The sequence below is a fragment of the Tropicimonas sp. TH_r6 genome, from assembly GCF_033101155.1.
Lineage (GTDB): Bacteria > Pseudomonadota > Alphaproteobacteria > Rhodobacterales > Rhodobacteraceae > Tropicimonas.
In genome coordinates this window covers 228635-246192 of record NZ_JAWMPX010000003.1, presented here as the reverse complement: position 1 = coordinate 246192, position 17558 = coordinate 228635, and the positions used below count along the sequence as shown (strand labels likewise).

At 64.5% G+C, this 17558-nt stretch carries 12 protein-coding genes and 2 pseudogenes; 7 read left to right on the top strand and 7 right to left on the bottom strand.

Features of this window, described 5'->3' with window-relative positions; translation table 11 throughout:
- Nucleotides 1-101: 101 nt before the first annotated feature.
- The 3 genes from R3X27_RS05165 to R3X27_RS05155 form a co-directional block, all read right to left on the bottom strand.
- The gene (locus R3X27_RS05165) at nucleotides 102-2264 is read right to left on the bottom strand and encodes a polysaccharide biosynthesis tyrosine autokinase (protein WP_317707758.1); all 2163 of its coding nucleotides are present in this window, start codon (nucleotides 2262-2264) and stop codon (nucleotides 102-104) included.
- Between the two features lie 264 nt (nucleotides 2265-2528).
- Nucleotides 2529-3338 carry a division plane positioning ATPase MipZ gene (locus tag R3X27_RS05160; RefSeq protein ID WP_317707757.1) on the bottom strand — a complete coding sequence of 270 codons (810 nt, stop codon included), beginning with the start codon at nucleotides 3336-3338 and terminating at the stop codon, nucleotides 2529-2531.
- A 135-nt stretch (nucleotides 3339-3473) separates the two neighbouring features.
- A complete protein-coding gene (locus R3X27_RS05155) occupies nucleotides 3474-3650 on the bottom strand; it encodes a hypothetical protein (protein ID WP_317707756.1) in 177 nt (58 codons plus the stop codon).
- Nucleotides 3651-3680: 30 nt separating this feature from the next.
- Here R3X27_RS05155 and R3X27_RS05150 point away from each other — a divergent pair, with 30 nt between their 5' ends.
- From R3X27_RS05150 to R3X27_RS05135, 4 genes and pseudogenes are all read left to right on the top strand, one after another.
- Nucleotides 3681-4661 (top strand): GNAT family N-acetyltransferase, encoded by a 981-nt coding sequence (locus R3X27_RS05150; RefSeq protein ID WP_317707755.1) that lies wholly within the window; start codon nucleotides 3681-3683, stop codon nucleotides 4659-4661.
- A gap of 332 nt (nucleotides 4662-4993) precedes the next feature.
- A pseudogene (locus tag R3X27_RS05145) lies at nucleotides 4994-6312 on the top strand (ABC transporter substrate-binding protein).
- 40 nt (nucleotides 6313-6352) lie between these two features.
- Nucleotides 6353-7813 (top strand): hypothetical protein, encoded by a 1461-nt coding sequence (locus tag R3X27_RS05140; RefSeq protein ID WP_317707754.1) that lies wholly within the window; start codon nucleotides 6353-6355, stop codon nucleotides 7811-7813.
- A 110-nt stretch (nucleotides 7814-7923) separates the two neighbouring features.
- Nucleotides 7924-8577: a L,D-transpeptidase gene (locus tag R3X27_RS05135; RefSeq protein WP_317707753.1), complete on the top strand. Its 654-nt coding sequence runs from the start codon at nucleotides 7924-7926 to the stop codon at nucleotides 8575-8577.
- A 340-nt stretch (nucleotides 8578-8917) separates the two neighbouring features.
- On the opposite strand, the gene R3X27_RS05130 is transcribed toward R3X27_RS05135, so the two are convergent.
- On the bottom strand, nucleotides 8918-9214 hold the full coding sequence (locus R3X27_RS05130) for a hypothetical protein (protein ID WP_317707752.1): 297 nt from the start codon (nucleotides 9212-9214) through the stop codon (nucleotides 8918-8920).
- A gap of 398 nt (nucleotides 9215-9612) precedes the next feature.
- Between R3X27_RS05130 and R3X27_RS05125 the strand changes: the two genes are divergently transcribed.
- From R3X27_RS05125 to R3X27_RS05115, 3 genes are all read left to right on the top strand, one after another.
- A complete protein-coding gene (locus R3X27_RS05125) occupies nucleotides 9613-10668 on the top strand; it encodes an AbrB family transcriptional regulator (protein ID WP_317707751.1) in 1056 nt (351 codons plus the stop codon).
- Nucleotides 10669-10763: 95 nt separating this feature from the next.
- Nucleotides 10764-12422, top strand: coding sequence for a sulfatase-like hydrolase/transferase (locus R3X27_RS05120; RefSeq protein WP_317707831.1), 1659 nt, complete (start codon nucleotides 10764-10766; stop codon nucleotides 12420-12422).
- The gene (locus tag R3X27_RS05115) at nucleotides 12419-13465 is read left to right on the top strand and encodes a HesA/MoeB/ThiF family protein (RefSeq protein WP_317707750.1); all 1047 of its coding nucleotides are present in this window, start codon (nucleotides 12419-12421) and stop codon (nucleotides 13463-13465) included. Before R3X27_RS05120 ends, R3X27_RS05115 begins: the two co-directional genes overlap by 4 nt.
- A gap of 137 nt (nucleotides 13466-13602) precedes the next feature.
- On the opposite strand, the gene R3X27_RS05110 is transcribed toward R3X27_RS05115, so the two are convergent.
- The 3 genes and pseudogenes from R3X27_RS05110 to R3X27_RS05100 form a co-directional block, all read right to left on the bottom strand.
- Complete coding sequence (locus tag R3X27_RS05110; protein ID WP_317707749.1) at nucleotides 13603-14997, bottom strand: M20 family metallopeptidase; 1395 nt, start codon at nucleotides 14995-14997, stop codon at nucleotides 13603-13605.
- Nucleotides 14994-16560 (bottom strand): annotated as a pseudogene (locus R3X27_RS05105) (gamma-glutamyltransferase). Before R3X27_RS05105 ends, R3X27_RS05110 begins: the two are co-directional and overlap by 4 nt.
- Complete coding sequence (locus R3X27_RS05100) at nucleotides 16557-17555, bottom strand: ABC transporter ATP-binding protein (protein ID WP_317707748.1); 999 nt, start codon at nucleotides 17553-17555, stop codon at nucleotides 16557-16559. The pseudogene R3X27_RS05105 and the gene R3X27_RS05100 overlap by 4 nt, the downstream one beginning before the upstream one ends.
- Nucleotides 17556-17558 lie beyond the last annotated feature (3 nt).

Below are 17558 nucleotides of genomic sequence, written 5' to 3'. Positions count from 1 at the left end.
GTCAGGGTCTTCCCGCATCTGTTGCTGCCAGGGGATGACGGGAGGGCAAGCGATGGCACATTGCCATTCGCTGCGCGAGGCCCTGTCCGCTCCACAAGAGGTCAGGATTTGTAGTATTTGTTGTAATCGGCATAGCCGTAGCCGTAGCCCTTGCCATATCCGTAACGTTTCATCCCCCTCGGATCGACCTGCGACAGGATTACACCGGACACCCGGTTGCCGGTCATCTCGATCTGGCGAATTGCCTCGAGGACCTGCGACTTGGGCGTATGGTTCCAACGCACGACAAGTTGGATCGCATCCATGTGACGGGCGATGATCCGCGCGTCCGGAACAGCGAGGACAGGCGCGGAATCGATCAGGATCACGTCGTATTCCTCGCGCGCCTGCTGGATCAGCTTCGTGAAGGCATCGGAGGAGAAGAGGTCAGCGGGGTTGGCCTTGGTCTCCTGTCCGCGCAGCACATAGGCGCCAAGCTTCTCGTTATAGGCCGCGACCTCCTGGAGAGATTGCTTGCCTTCGAGCACGGTCATGATGCCGGTGCCGGATTCGTTGACGAAATACTCGTTGAAAACGTTGCGGCGGATGTCGCATTCGATAAGCAGCACTCGCTTGCCGAGACCGGAATAGTTCTGCGCCAGCAGCAGCGAGACGGTCGTCTTGCCCTCGCTGGGCACGGCGGAGGTGGTCAGGATTACCTTGGGAGGGTCGCCCTCTCGCGACATGACGATGGAGGTCCGCAGGTTTCGGACCGCCTCTGCCATGGCCGAGGTCGGCCGCTTGGCGACATACTCGATCACCTGGACACGGCGGCGCGAGGCGCGTTTCGGGATCTGGCCCAGCACCGGCCGTCCGGTCGCTGCCTCAAGCTCGTCTCCCGAGCGCAGCCCGCTCTGGGAGGCTTCGCGCAGCAACAGGTAGGCGGAGGCAACAAAGGCGCCGAGCAGGAGCGACGCCGCGAGAATGCGCAGTCGGCGCGGCGAGACCGGGCGCAGGGGATCCAGCGCGGCGGACATGATACGGGCTTCCGCGCGGACAAGGCCCAGCTGAACCGTTGCCTCCTGCATGCCGGTCAGGAAGGTCTGGTAGAGATCGGCCGTGACCTCCAGTTCGCGCTGCATCTGTTCGAGCCGTTGCAGATCGGCATTCTGGCTCTCGAGCTGGAGCTCGAGGCTTTCGAGCGATCGGGACAGGGCGCTGATTTCATCATTGGCGCGATTGACCTTGTTCTGCTCCGTCAGGATCAGCGTCTCCAGCCGTCGCATCAGCACAACCTTGGCATCGGGATCGCCGCTCAGATCCTCTTCAAGCGGCTGGGCGATCCTGTCGATCGTGAAATCGGTGAAGGTCTCGCGAATCTGCGCCTTGCTGCTGCTATCCCGTGCCGCCTCCATAGAGGCGACGCGCTGCTGCCCCTGTTCGAGGTCGCCCTTGCGTTCGGTGAGCCGTTCGCGGAACTTTTTCGTCTGCAGGTTCAGAACGTCGAGGGAGTCACGGTTGACCAGATCGGTTTCCGATTGCAGTTCGGTGATCTGGCGTTCTTTCTGGCGAACCTCCTCTTCCAGTTCGCGCGCACGGTCCGACAGCCAGCTGATCGCCTGCTGGGCGTCCGTGGCATTATCGTCAAGTTGCTGTTCGATATAGACATTGGCGAGAGTATTGGCGATTTCGGCAGCGCGGATGGGTGTGTTGGCGGTGGCCGAGATCTTGAACAGGTAGGTGTCAAACTCGTTCATGACGGTCAGCGTCTTGCGCAGTTCATTGACCGTTTCCCGGAACTGGTACGCCTCGACCTCCTCGGGCGTTTTCGGCGTCCCGTCCGTATTGCCGCGAAGTTGCGAGAGCGTTGCCCGGACGGCTTTCGAAAACTCGGATTTCTCCTGCAACGCGGTGTTGAAAAACGGGTCTTCAATCAGGTTGAGCCGGGTTGCAACCTTCTCGGCCAGCTCCCGCGACTTGATGTTCTCGATCTCGGTATTGAGCGTTGCGCTGTCGGTCGAGGAGCCGGAGAGGAGATTGTCGAAATTGATCGGCGAAACCTCGTCGGAAATGACCTCGACAATGGCTGCTGTCCTGAACCGTTCCTCGGCAAGCACGAAGGCGTAGTAGCCCCCCAAAAAGCCGAACACCAGGATTCCAAGCAGGATCAGCCACTTGCCGTACCAGAGCGTCCGAAACAGGGAGAGCACATCGAGTTCGTAGTTGCCGGAAGGACCGCCTGACGTCCCTCTCGCATCGTCTGAATTGGTGCGCATGTGGTTCATGGGGTGTGGTCCTGAAACGCCCTGTGGCCGCAAATGAATGATCTTTATGCGCAGGTCGGTAATCTTTCAACAGATGGATTGAACTGGGTTGGCCCGCATGCATGGCCGGTGGTGCCCTGGAATCGCGCGCGGCGCGTCTGCCCGGAGGTTGCGAAACGGGTCGGTCGATGTCATGAGAAAACGGCATCCGGCAACATTGCGCGCGTGCATTCCGGATGACGATCGGAGGCCTCTTGGCAGAGATCCGGCCGCAGGTCAGAGGGGTCAGAACGTGACCTTCACACCCGGAAGCGACAATGTCTTGATCAGGTCGCGCACCTCCTGGCGGGCGGCGATATTGGACAGGTTCAGGCGGTCCGTTCCGATGTCGCGCAAGTCCAACAGCGTGAGGCCGCGCGGGAAAAGCTCGCGGAAGATGACCCGCTCGCTGAAGCCGGGCGCAACCCGGAAGCCGATCCGGCGCGACAGCTTGCCGAGCGCCTCGCCGACCTTGCGCTTGTTGTGCATCTGCTGTGACCCGAGCCGGTTGCGGGTGACGATCCAGTCGATCGGTTTCAACCCCGCCTGCGCGCGGGTCTGGCGGGCCGACCAGACCATCTCGGAATAGACCGAGGGGCCGAGAATGGCGCCGTCTTCCGGTCGGGTCCGGGCGAGCAGGTCGAAATCGACGAAACTGTCATTGAGCGGCGTGATCAGCGTGTCGGCCATCGCATGGGCGAGCTGGCTCAGCCGGGTATGCGAGCCGGGACAATCGATCAGGACGAAATCGGATTTGGCCTCGAGTTCCTGAACCGCGAGGGAAAGGCGGTGATCGTTGATATTGGTGCCTTCAGGCACGTCCTCGGGCGCGATCTCGGGCAAGTTGATATAGTCTGGCACCGCAAGGGAATGGCCGTCCTTGGCGCAGAAGGCGCGGCGGTTCTCGATATAGCGGCCAAGGCTCTGCTGGCGCAGGTCGAGATCGAGCGTGCCGACCCGGTGGCCCATCCGCGCCAGCGCGGTTGCCACATGCATCGAGGTCGTGGACTTGCCCGACCCGCCCTTCTCGTTGCCGACGACAATGATATGCGCCACGCGGTGTCTCCTGCTCTGCTCTCCGGCCGTCTGCCTCTCGTGCCACGGGACATGCGCGTCTCCGTGACGGATCGAGGACCGGCCGGGAGGTTTCGCTCTAATGGGCGTCAGGGCGGAGGAAAAGGGGAAAACCGCTCAGAACGCCAACCGGACAAGCAGCTCCAGAAGCCCGAGCATGAGGAAGACCGGGACGGAGAGCGCGCAGGCAAGCCAGAGCGCGCTGCGAAAGGTTGGGCGGGGCGGGGCGGTGTCGATGCCGAGCACCGGGGGCGCGGCCTGTTTCAGGAACGGTTTCATAGGTTCATTAACCATGCCTTAGGTTTGCAGGGAATTAATGCGGTCATGATGAGCGACTGGATCGTGACGGACCGCCCGCGTCTCCCCGAGGGGGCGCTGGCGCCCATGCAGCAACACCCGACCTATGGCGCGGCCTGCGGGCTGATTGGTTCGGTTGCGCGCTGGTATGAACTGACCGGACCCGACGGCAGCGTGCTGGGGGCCGCGCAGGTTCTGGAACGGCCCGTGCCGCTTCTGGGGCGGGCGGCACTGTTGTCCCGTGGGCCGGTCTGGGGGCCGGTCATGCCGGTACATCGGCGCCGCGAGGCTCTGCTGCGCCTGCTGGATCTTCTGCGCGCACGCCACCGCATTGTCGCCGTCACGCCCGAGTCCTGCGACGGGGAAGACCCGATGGCAGGCAGTGGCTGGCTGGAAGCGATGACGCCTTGCCATTTCGCTACGCTGGATCTTGACGCCAGCGCAGCGGAGATGCGCGCCCGCCAGCATGGCAAATGGCGTAATCGTCTGGTGCGTGCGGAGGCTGCGGGGCTAGAGATCCGGCATATGCCGATGCCGCTTGATCCGAGGCATTGGCTGCTCGAACGGGAGGAAGCGCAGGCCCGCGCGCGGCGCTACCGTCGCCTGCCGAAGGAATTCACCCTTGCCTGGATCGCTCAGGGCGGCCGCAAGGCGGCGCGACTTTTCACGGCGGAGAAAGCCGGCGAGACCGTCGCTGCAATGCTCTTCCTGCGTCACGGCGCATGCGCGAGCTACCATATCGGTTGGTCGGGGGCGGAGGGGCGCGCCACGGGCGCGCATACTCTTCTCCTGTGGGAAGCGCAGCGCTGGCTGGCCCGGCAGGGCTGCAAGCAACTCGACCTGGACCTGATCGACACGCGGACAACGCCGGGTCTTGCGCGGTTCAAGCTCGGCAGCGGCGCACGGGTCGTCACCCTGGGCGCGACCCGCCTCTCGGCGCCAGGATCGGCGCTCTTCGCGTCGCGCGCGAGAAAAGTGGCGCGCGGCGTCGGGTTCCAAACCGCCTGAGGTCGGGAATGCTTCTTCGGTCGTGGTGGCGACGGTAGCATATGGGCCGTCCAGCGATGGGGACTTGGGTGTGCCAGGTTGCCGCGCCAAAGGCTGTCTCAGGAGGGTGTTTGTCCTTCGGGTCTGGAGATGTTTGGCGGCCATCTTTTAGTCTTCGGCCTCAGGATCGCTTGCAAGAGTCGAGCAGATGCAATTTGTCGCCTTGAGTGAAAACCATGGACTCGGGCAGATGGGTTTTCGTTGAGGACAGGGGCAAAACTGAAGCAAATGCTCGACGTCGCCTGCGGCGGGAACTGTTTTCTGCGATGGACACCAGTCGAACCGGAGGAGACATGCCAAGCAGACGTGCAATTCACAGGGCCGCCCTTTTGTCGGTGCTTGCTTTTCCGGCCAGTGCCGAGACGGTTCTGACCATTGCGACGGTTGCCAACCCGGACATGGAGCGGTTGTAGCGGCTGTCACCGGAGTTCACCGAGCAGAACCCGGACATCGCACTCGAATTCGTTGTTCTGGACGAGAACAACCTGCGCCAGCGCGTCGTGACCGATATTGCCACCGGCGGCGGCCGCTTCGACGTCGTTGCCATCGGCACTTACGAGGCGCCGATTTGGGCCGAACGCGGCTGGCTCGCGGCGCTGGACGGGTTGCCGGAGAGCTATGCGGTGGATGACCTGCTAGCGCCGATCCGCGCCGCGCTGAGCCGTGACGGCCAGCTTTATGCCGCGCCGTTCTACGGCGACTCCTCCTTCACGATCTACCGCACCGATCTCTTCGCCGAGGCCGGGCTGGAAATGCCCGCCGCGCCGAATTGGGATCTCATCCGAATGGCTGCCGCGAGGATCGACGCGCTCGACCCGGAGGTGCATGGTATCTGTCTGCGGGGCAAGCCGGGCTGGGGCGAGAATATCGCTCTGATCTCGGCCATGGCGGGCTCTTATGGGGCGCGCCGGTTCGACATGGACTGGCAACCGCAATTCGAGAGCGAAGCCTGGGCCAGCGCGGCGAATGACTACGTCAAGCTGTTGCGGGATTTCGGCCCCGAGACCGCGGCAGAAAACGGTTATCTCGAGACTTTGGAGCTGTTCCAGCAAGGGCGTTGCGGGATCTGGATCGAAGCCACCGTGCCCGCCTCGGCCGTCAGCGCGCCCGACGACTCCACCGTCGCGGGCAAGGTCGGCTTCGCGCAGGCGCCCGATCGCGGGCTGGGGCGGCGGAGCAACTGGCTTTGGGCCTGGGCGCTGGCAATCCCGGAGGGCGCGCCGAGCCAAGACGCCGCGCTCCGCTTCGGCGACTTGGCAACCTCACCGGCTTACACGGCGCGGGTCGCCACCGAGTCTGGTTGGGCAAAAGTCCCGCCGGGCACGCGCAAGTCGCTCTACGAGACGCCGGACTATCTCGCCGCCGCGCCCTTCGCCAAGGCCGTGCTGACCGCCATCGAGACCGCCGAGCCCGAGCGCCCGTCTGTCGAGGACTGCCCTATACCGGGATCCAATTTGTCGCCATCCCGGAGTTCCCCGGCATTGCGACGGCGGTGGGAACGCAATTCGCCAGGGCGCTCGCCGGCGAAATCTCGACGCAGCAGGCGCTGCGCAATGCGCAATGGGTCTCCGAGAAGGTGATCGAACGCGCTCGTTTCATGAATGCGGAGTGAGCTCCGCACCCCGCAAGGGCAGGATTTTCGGACAAGACACATGACCGACCAGACAGACCTTTCCGAGACCATTGCCCGGAAGGATGATGAGCAACTTCCGGTTCCCGAGCACCGCCTGCACGGGCCGGGCCATTTCCTCGGGCTCTATGCCGCCGAACATGTCGCGGCGACGGAGTTCGTGATCGGCGCCGCCTTCATGGCGCTCGGCGCGACGATCCATGACATCCTGATCGGCCTGCTCATCGGCAACACGCTGGCCGTTCTCAGCTTCTGGCTGATCACCGCGCCGATTGCCGTCAAGACGCGGCTCAGCCTCTACACTTATCTCGAACAGAATATCGGCGAGACCTTCTCTCGCCTCTACAACGGTGCAAACGTGTTGATATTCGTGGTGATTTCGGCGGCGATGATCACCGTCTCCGCGACCGCACTGCGCGCGCTTTTCGGCATCCCGCCCCAGATCATGCCCTATCCGACCAGCCCCGCCTTCATTCTGATCGCCGCCTCCGCCAGCGTGATTGCGGTGCTCGTTGCCTATTGCGGATTCAACGTTCTCAGTGAATTTGCCCCGATCTGCGCGCCTTGGCTCATGGTCATGTTCACCGCTGGCGGTATGGTGCTGGTCCCGGCGTTGAACGAGTCGCTCACCGGCTACACCACGCTGTCGGGCTTCGTGATCGTCATCGTCGCCGACTGGACCACCGCCAACTCCAATCTCTACCGCGCGGGTCTCGCGGCTCAGGCCGTCTTTCCCAACACCCATCGCGGCAAGGTCACGCTGATGGTTGGCGCCGTGGTCGTGGTCGGAAGCTGCTTTCCGATCATCTACCGTTCCTTCTTGCCGCTGGTGACCTGTGCAGGGCTGTTGCTGGTCCCGATTGGCGGCATTGTCTTTGCCGAGCAACAACTCTTCCCGCGCATCGGGATGAAGACCTATTGGTACAAGCTCAGCGGCCCTCGTCAGAACGTTCCGGCGCTGGTCACCTGGGGGATCTCGCTGATCTTCGGGTTCGGGCTTAACATCGTCAATCTCTTCCCCTTCTACTATCTCTTCGTGCCGACCTGGGTCGTCTCCATCCTCTGCGACACCATGCTGGCGAAGCGAGCCGGGGCGGGCGGAAGCTGGCCGGAGGCCGAAACCCGGCTTGCGGAATTCGGTACGGCGGTCGCGGTGCATCACACGGGTCTCGCGGCGCGGGAAGTGCTGGAGCCGATCCACGATACCAGGCCCCTGTCGAAACTCATCAAGGTGGTGTGGATCGTGATCGGTCTGATGGTGCCGGCCGTGCTTGCATGGCGCGTGCTCTTCAACAGCCCTGATCTCTATGCCTATTTCGTGAAACGCGAGCTGTTCTACGAACTGACCATCTGGTGCACCGTGATCTATTTCACCTTCGCCTGGTGGGGGGGCAGCGTTCCAAATCCGTGCGCAACGCGGCGGGTCTTGCCGAAATGCCTGCCGAATAGGGCGGTGTTGCCTGTTCGCGCTGCGGCATCATGAACACACAATCGCGTGCATCGGATCGCGAATCATTGGTGATTCACAAAAACGGCGGTAGGAGCGGAAGTTCCGTTATTCCGTTGAGTCCGTGACCGAGAAAGGGACCCACCATGTTGAGCCGACGTCATTTCGTCATCTCGGCCGCCGCATTGTTTTCGCAGCCGATTGCCTCGCCCGTCTTCGCCGCTACCGACCAGTGGGCGGCTTGGGACGCGCAGGTTACCCCCGCGAATTTCGATCCCTCGACGTCCAACCCCTGGGGTCTTCATCCGCGCTTCTTGCCGCGCCGGGTTGAAGCGCATCCCGGTCTGAACGCGGGCGATATCCATGTCGACGCGGTCGCCCGCTATTTGTACCACGTACAGGATGACGGCTCGGCGACCCGCTATGGCGTCGCAATCGGGCGCGGGGGGCTCTATGAGCCGGGCACCTACACGGTCAAGCGCAAGGCGAAATGGCCGTCCTGGACGCCAACCGCGGCGATGGTCGAGCGTCAGCCGGATATCTACGCGAAATTTGCCGACGGCGAGCCCGGCGGCCCGAGCAACCCGCTCGGTTCGCGCGCGCTGTATCTCTATGTCGGCAATCGCGACACATATCTGCGCATCCACGGCACGCCGCTCTCGCGGTCCATCGGAAGCCGCGCCAGCTCGGGCTGCGTGCGTATGGTCATGGCGCATATCATCGGTCTCTATGACCAGGTTTCCACCGGCACGACGGCAACGCTGCATCCCGGTGAGACTTTCGTGACCGCCGCGAGCTGATAACGCGCCCTGGTTGGCGTGTTGCGAGGGGCTGGCAGCAGCCCTTCGAGGCGCGACGCCGGACAGCACGAATTAACGGATACAATCCCGCACTGCCAGCACTGGACCGCACCAGCGGTCTGGAGTTTGCGGGTGTCCGCGCTCAAAACTCTGGAATTTCTCGCGGGTTTGACCGGGAGCAGGCAGGAACCAGATGTCGAGCTGTCAGCCCGCTGTCCGGTGCTGGCACAGTAGCCCCACCTGACCGTTTCGACCGCTTCTATGGCCGGCCTCCTGCGCTGGACCGATCCTCCGGCCGGGGCTCACCCTGAGCCGGCCGAAAGATCCTAGAGGCTTTGACTTAACTCTGCGGCGCTGCCGCGTCCTGAGACACGGTGCAGATCGGCCGGCCGTCACGGCTGCGCAGGGGCAGGAAGGTCGTCTCGACAGGACCGGTCCACTGATACCAGTAGCAGCCATCCTCCGGCGCGACCCTCACCCGGTTCAGGTCCTGGCTCGGTGCCGCAAGAGCAACCACGTTCTCCGGCAGGTCCACGAAGCCCGGAAGCGGCCCACCACCGTCCTCGACAGGCATTTCGGTACAGGCGCCGAGGATCGACAGCATGGCAGCCGCAAGGGCCAGGGGACGGGTGTTCATTCAGCTTTCTCCGCAATCACATTACCAACCGGGGCAAGGCAGGGGCGCACCGGCATTTGGGACAATTGGTATGGGGTGAAAACCGGAAGGCCAAGAGAAGAACCGCCGCGTCTTCATGTTCGATTGGAATGTGAGGCGCGTCTGCCGCATCGAAACGACAGAAAACGGGGAGCTCCCGAAATCGCGGGAGCACCCCTTGTGGAAGCGGATGCGCTCACATCGTCAGGCCACTCACATCCTGACGAGCTTCCGAGTCCAGTATATATCGAATTGAATACTATTTTGCATTGCGATGAATCAATTTTCGCCACGCGTCTGACGGAACGGCCGGGCTTTGCTGTCGCATTGTCGATCGCGCCGCGAGCGTCCAAGACGATATCCGAAGGGAACCCGGAGCCGTGTCGCCATACCAGTCGCAGATCGCCCGGAGAGGGCAGACCGCCGGCATAGCCCTCGCCGGGGCGGGGGTCTTTCACTGGCTGGGCCTGCCGCTGCCATTTCTGCTTGGGCCGATGTTCGCCTGTCTGCTCTGCGCGCTCGGCGGTGCGCGCCTTGAGGGGATGGGGGTGATCGGTACGGTGTTCCGGACGATTCTCGGCGTGGCGGCCGGGGCCTCGATCAGCCCGGACGTGGTCTCACGCGCTCCCGAGATGGCGCTTTCTCTCGCCATGATCCCGCTTTTTATCCTGGTGATCGGGGTGACCAGCTATCCATTGCTGAGGCGCGTTTTCCGCTTCGACCGCGTCACGAGCTACTATGCGGCCATGCCTGGCGGCCTGCAGGATATCGTGGTCTATGGCGAGGAGGCGGGGGCCAATCTCCGGGTGCTGTCGCTGGTCCATGCGACGCGGATCCTGTTGCTGGTCAGCCTCGCGCCGGTCCTGCTGAGCCTGATCTGGAACGTCGACCTCACGACCCGGCCAGGCCGTCCGGCGGCGGAAATACCACCCGTCGAGATCGCGCTGATGGTGCTGGCGGGGCTCGGAGGCTGGCGTATCGCGCTGAGGTTGAAGATCTTCGGCGCCTCGATTATCGGCCCGATGATCTTTGCCGCTGTGTTGAGCCTCGCGGGGCTCATCCACAACCGCCCGCCGGCCGAGATGATCTGGGCGTGCCAGTTTTTCATCGGCATCGCGGTTGGGGCCAAATATACAGGCGTGACTCTGGCCGAACTGCGCTGGACCGTGCTGGCCGGCGTCGTCAATTCGCTGCTCCTGGGCGCGATCAGCCTTGCCTTCATTGAATTTGTCGCCCGTGCCGGCATCGCGCCCGGGCTCGAAGCGTTCCTCGCTTTCCTGCCGGGCGGGCAGGGCGAGATGGTTGTGCTCGCCATCATTGCGGGCGCGGACCTGACCTATATCGTGCTGCACCATATCTTCCGGGTCATCCTCGTCGTGACCTGCGCGCCGCTCGTGTTCCGCCTCTTCCCTGACGACGATCCGCCGCCCTCGTGACGCCTTGCGCCGCGCGGCACCCCATGTATTCCATGCGTCACGGCTGAGAAGGAGGCGCGGCGATGCAGGACGGGCAATCGACAGACGCGGAGAAGATGAACATCCTCTTCGTTATGTATGACCAGCTGCGCTTCGATTACCTCTCCTGCGCCGGGCACCCACATCTGGAGACGCCGAATTTCGACCGGGTCGCGGCGCGCGGGGGCCGCTTCACCAATACTTACGTGCAATCGCCGATCTGCGGTGCGTCGCGGATGTCGATCTATACCGGGCGCTATGTCGCCTCCCACGGCGCGGCCTGGAACAATTACCCGCTGCGCGTTGGCGAGCAGACGCTGGGCGACCATCTGCGGCAAGCGGGGATGGGCTGCTGGCTGATCGGCAAGACGCATATGCAAGCCGATCACGACGGGTTGGAGCGGCTCGGGATCGACCCTGCGAGCAAGATCGGGCGACGGCAGGCTGAGTGCGGATTCGATGTCTGGATCCGCGATGACGGGCTCTGGGGCGAGGGGCCGGACGGTTTCTACGATCCGAAAACATCGCCCTATAACGAATACCTGAAATCGAAAGGCTACCCGGCCGACAACCCCTGGGCACGTTTCGCCAATGCCGGGCTGCACGCGGATGGCGAGGTTGCCTCTGGCTGGATGTTCGACAATGCCGACAAGCCGGCCAATATCCGCGAAGAGGACAGCGAGACACCCTGGCTGACCCGCGAGGCGATGGCCTTTATCGACCAGGCCGAGGGGCCGTGGTGCGCCCATGTCAGCTATATCAAGCCGCATTGGCCCTATATCGTGCCCGCGCCTTATCACGACATGTATGGCCCCGAGCATGTCCTCCCGGCAACGCGCCATGCCTGCGAGCGGGAGGACCCGCATCCGCTGCTCGACGCCTGGATGGGGTCGAGCGTGGCCGAGGCGTTCCAGCGTGAGGAGGTTCGCCGCAAGGTGATCCCGGCCTATATGGGGCTTGTGAAGCAGTGCGACGACCAGCTCGGCGTGTTGCTCGATCACCTGGACGCGACGGGAAAGGCGGAGACCACGATGATCGTGCTGACCTCGGATCACGGCGACTATCTCGGCGATCACTGGCTGGGCGAGAAGGACATGTTCCACGATCCCTCGGTGAAGATCCCGCTGATCATCTATGACCCGCGCCCGGAGGCGGACGCGACCCGTGGGACAACCTGCGATGCGCTGGTCGAGTCCATCGACCTGGCCGCGAGTTTCATCGAAACGGCCGGGGGGGACGTGCCTGAGCATGTCGTCGAAGGCCGCTCGCTGCTGCCCTGGCTGCATGGGGAGCAGCCCGATTGGCGCGAGTTTGTCGTGAGTGAATATTACTATGCCTCGTCCGGGCATTGCGTCACGCTTGGCGTCTCGCCGACGGATGCGCGTCTGTTCATGGTGTTCGACGGGCGCTACAAGCTGATCCATGCCGAGGGCGGCTTTCGCCCGATGCTCTATGATCTTGAGACCGACCCGGAAGAATTCCACGATCTCGGCGCGAGCGCGTCCCATGCAGAGATCCGCGACCGGCTCTATGAACAGCTCGCAGGCTGGGGCCGGCGGATGTCGCAAAGGGTGACGCGATCGGATGCACAGATCGAGGCGGGGCGTGACGCCTCCGGACGCAAGGGCATCCTGCCATTCCTGTTCGACGGCTCGGAAGTGCCGGAAGAACTGACCGTAAAATATCGCGGCCCGGCAGGGCGGAACTATCTCGACGGGGAGGGGCAGGGTACATGATGCTTGTCCTGCTGATCGCGGCCGGCCTCTGGGGATTGGGCCATTTCATGGGCGCCACGAAGCGTGCGCGTTGGGGGATGATCGGTGCGCTCTACACCGTCGTGTTGCTGGAGCAGAGCCTTCTACCCGGCGGCCATCCGCTGCGCGAGGCGACGGGCGGCTCGCCTGCGCCCTGGCTCCTTCTCGGCGGCTTCGCCGTGTTGGCACTGATCTACGCGCGGGGCCTGTCCTGGCTCAAGGCGCGCGCGCAGCCGGCCGAGCCGGTCGAACCCGCAATTCCGGCGAAGGTTGGTGCTTTCGAGGCGGGCGAGCTGGAGCGCTATGCCCGTCATATCGTGCTGCGCGAGCTGGGCGGACCGGGACAGAAGCGTCTGAAAGAGGCGAAAGTGCTCGTGGTGGGTGCTGGTGGCCTCGGCTCCCCCGCGCTGCTGTACCTTGCGGCGGCCGGGGTCGGGACCATCGGCGTGATCGACGGTGACGAGGTGGACAATTCGAACCTTCAACGCCAGATTGCCCATCGCGAGGAGGATATCGGCGAGCCCAAGGTTTTCTCCGCTGTTCGCGCGATGTCAGCCCGCAATCCCTTCATAACGTTGAAGCCCTATCACCGGGAGCTGACAGAAGAGATCGCGGCGGAGCTCTTTTCCGACTATGATCTCGTCCTCGATGGTACGGACAATTTCGACACCCGCTATCTCGTCAACCGGATTGCCGTTGCGACGGGAATCCCGTTGGTTTCCGGCGCGCTGAGCCAATGGGAAGGGCAGCTTTCGGTCTTCGATCCGGCCCATGACGCGCCGTGCTATCAATGCATCTTCCCTGCGGCGCCAGCGCCCGAGCTTGCGCCCTCCTGCGCTGCGGCCGGCGTGCTCGGGCCGCTGCCGGGGGTGGTTGGCACGATGATGGCGGTGGAAGCGGTCAAGCTGCTGTCCGGGGCCGGCGAACCGCTCCGGGGGCGGATGTTCATCTATGACGCGCTCTATGGCGAGACGCGGCAGATTGCCTTGAAACCGCGTGCGGATTGTCCGGTCTGTGGCGGCTGAAACGAGCTTTTGTGCGAGTCTGTGGCTGTGCTCCATGGCGCGGATTCAAACAGGAGGCGGTGACACGGCGGCCACCGTTTTGACTGCAGGTCGCTCTCGCCGGTTGCCCCCTGCGAGAGCTCTCAGCGTCAGAAACGTCAGTGTCGGCCCGGACCGCCCGTGGCGCCAACATCCCAGAACACGCCGGCCATCACGCGAAGCGCATCGCGGCAGAGCGGTTTCAGGACATGTTCATTCGGCGCATGCTGGGAGCATCCGCGATAGGAATGCGGAATCCAGATCGTCGGCAGCTCGAGGATGTCGGTGAAGCTGTCATTGGGCAGCGAGCCCGCGAGGTTCGGCAGGACGTGAAGCCCGCCCGCCGTCGCCCGGATGGACGCTCCGACGAACTGCGCCCAGGGGTGTTCCGGGTCCAGCCGCGTCGCGGTGAAAAGGCCCCGGTCATGTGGCTTGATCTGCACATTTGCGAACCCCTCGGCGTCGAGATGCTGACGCAGCGCCGGGAGGATCGCCTCCGGGTCCGTGCCCACCACGTAGCGCAACTGGCAGGTCGCGCGCGCCCAGCCAGAGATCGCGTTCACCGGGGCCTCGGGCACACCGGAGACCATGGCGAGGATCGCGAAGCTGTTCCAGCCAAAGACGCGTTCGGCTGGCGTGAGATCCGCTTCCCCCCAGTTGGGCGCGACCTCGGGGCCCTCGCCACCGGTCACGGGCAGGTCACGCAAGGCGGCGCGGATGCTGTCGGTCAGGCTGTCGGGCCGCCAGGCGGGCACCTTGATCTGGCCGCGTGCATCGGTGATCGAGGCCAGCGCATGGGCGAGGATGATCGCCGGATCGGCCAGCAGCCCGCCCCAATTGCCCGAATGATGCGCGCCGTCATGCGTTTCCACCAGAAGATCGAAGGTGGTTCCGCCGCGCGACCCCATGAACATGGTCGGCACATCGGGTTGCAGCCGCGGCCCGTCCGAAGCGATCAAAACATCCGCCGTCAGCCGGTTCTTGTGGCTGCGGAAGATTTCCGCGAGGCCAACCGAGCCGACCTCTTCGCTCATCTCCAGCACGATCCGGGTGTTGAAACCGAGATGTCCCCGCGTCGCCAGGACGGCCTCCAGCGCGGCGATATTGATCAGGTGCCGCCCCTTGTTGTCGGCCGTACCGCGCCCGTAGAGGCGCTCGCCTTCCTCGACGATGCGCCAAGGCTCCAGCCCCTCGCGCCACATGCCTTCCTGCCCCAGAACCGTGTCGCCATGGCCATAGGTCAGCACCGTCGGAAGGTCGTCGCCCTCGACCCGTTCCCCGATCAGCAGCGCGCCGCCGCTCGGGTCCGGATTGTCGATGATCTCGCAGGCGAAGCCCATGGCCGAGAGCCGGGGCAGCATGGCCTCTTGCAGGTATCGCAGGCTTTCGGCCCGCGCCTCCGGCGTCTGGCTCTGGATCTCGCTGCGATAGGAGACGAGCGCGGAGAGGTCAGACTGGAAGGTTCCGGCGTCGAAATACTCTGTTACGCGGGAAATGGCGGCGTCGCGGCTCATGCGTCTTCCTCGAGAACGGCGTCACCCCAAGGCGACATGATTTCAGTGCATCCCGAATTGGAACCACCCTCGCGCAGCACGCCGGCGGGGCAGGCAAAGGCATAGGGCAGGACGGTGCGCCGGGTGGAGCTGGTGGGCAGCAAGGCGGACAGGGCGTCGAGGGTGGCGGGGTCGAGCGTCTCGTCGGCAATGATCCGGTCTCCGCCAGACATGTCAATGCGCGGCCGGTGGAAGGCCCGTTCGATCCCCATGCCGTCATCGACGATCGCGGAGGCGAGCTGGGTGACCGCCGAGACGATCTTGCGCCCGCCCGAGGCACCAATGGCGAAACGCCGGTCGCCGGCGGTCCCGAGGATCGGGCAGACATTCATCAGGCAGGCCTTGTCCGGCCCAAGCGAATTGGGGCGACCCTGCTCGGGGTCGAACCACATGATGCCATTGTTCATCAGCAGTCCGGTGGAGGGCGAGACGACACGGCTGCCGAAGATCGACAGCAGCGTCTGTGTGTGGGCGACCATGTTGCCCGCGCGGTCGACGACCGAGAAATGCGTGGTGCAACCGGGCGCCTGCGGCACCTCGCCATCGTCGCCCATGCTGCCGAGCCGTTCGTCATAGGCTTGCTGCAAGGCGGTGGCATAGGCGGGATAGGCCGTGACAGGCGCGGAGAGGTCCGCCGTGGACAGAAGCTCCATCGTGCGGGCAAAGGTCGGGCCGGCGGTCAGGCCGGGCAGCACGTGGAACAGCGCGTCGCGATAGGGAACGGGCATCGCCGCGCCCACCCAGCACCGGTACCCCGCGAGGTCTTCGGCGGTCAGGCAGCCGCCCTTGTCCTGCACGTCGCAGGCGATGGACCGGGCCAGATCGCCTTCATGGAAGCTGCGCGCGCCGCCCTGCGCGATCTGCTCCAGCGTGTCGGCGAGGCGCCGTTGATCCAGCCGGTTGTCGGGGATGGCGGTCCAGCCGGAGCCTTTGGGCCAGGTTCTGTCATCGAGGAAGAGCGCCGCGGCATCCGGGTCGCGGGCGAGGTTGCGGGCGGTCGAGGCGATCATCAGCGCCGCGTACCAGTCGACCAGCATGCCCTCGCGGGCATGGGCGATGGCGGGTGCGAGAAGCTCCGACCACGGAATGCGGCCCCAGCGGGCATGGGCCTGTCCGATGCCGTCCACCGTGCCGGGCACGGCAATCGCGGTCGCGCCCTCGACATTGCGATCCTCCACGACCTTTTCCCACGGGAAGAGATCATCGGCCTTGCCCTCGCCGGAGAGCGGGTAATTGGCCGCGTCCAGCGCCTTCGGGGAGCGCATGCCGAAATTGATCGCCACGGCCTCGCCGGTCCCGGCGCGCCAGTGCACCGCCGCGCCGCCGCCGGCCGGACCGCTCATCCACGGCTCCAGCACACCGATGGCGAAAGAGGTCGCCACGGCGGCATCAACCGCGTCACCCCCCGGCGCACAGGACCTCGGCACCGGCTTCCGCCGCCTGCCGGTGCTGCGACGCGACAACGCCGCCGGCGGTCTGGATCACATGCTTGCAGACATGCTGGGTTCGGGACAATGCGCTCACGCCGTGTCTCCTTTGAACAAGGGGCTTTCGGGGTCTTCCAGATGGCATTCCACGCGGCCTGTCGGGCTGTGCAGCGGGCGCGGCCCGACAGTCTTGCAATGCGCGGTCGCCAAGGGGCAGCGCGGGTGAAAGGCGCAGCCAGAGGGCGGATCGATCGGGTTGGGATAGGCTGTGCCGAGCGCGGTTTCGGGCACACCCTGCGTCGGGTCCGGCGTCAGGACCGAGCCCAGCAGCGCGCGGGTATAGGGGTGGCGCGGGCGGTCGAACAGGTCCGCCACCGAGGCCTCCTCGACGATCCGGCCCAGATACATCACGGCGACCCGCGTCGCGAGATGCTCTATCACCGCGAGGTCATGGCTGATGAACAGGTAGGTCAGGCCGAATTCGCGCCGCAGCTCGCCCAGCAGGTTCAGGATCTGGCTCTGGACCGACACGTCGAGCGCCGTTGTCGGCTCATCCGCGATTAGCAGGTCCGGCTCGCACATCAGCGCTAGCGCGATCATCACCCGCTGCCGCAAGCCGCCGGAAAGCTGGTGCGGATATTGCCCCAGCCGGCTCTCGGCCGCCGTGATGCCGACCTTTTCCAGCAATTCCAGCGCCCGCTGGCGGGCCATCTCGGTCGAGACCGTCCGGTGCAGTTTCAAGGTCTCGATCAGCTGGTCGCCGATCATGTAGGCGGGGTTGAGCGAGGTCATTGGCTCCTGAAAGATCATCGCCACGCGGTTGCCGCGCAGATTGCGAAGGGTGCGGCGGTTCGCCTTCAGAAGATCGACCTCCTCGAAACGCATCGCATCGGCCCGTCGCTGGATGGATATTCCAAGCAGCCCGATCACCGCAAGCGCTGTCAGCGACTTGCCCGACCCGCTTTCGCCGACGATGGACAGGGTCTCGCCACGGTTGAGATCGAAGTCGATCCCGCGCACGGCATGCAGCATTCCGCTGCCGGTGGGGATGTCGAGCGTGAGGTTTTTCACGGAAAGGATCGTGTCTGTCATGGG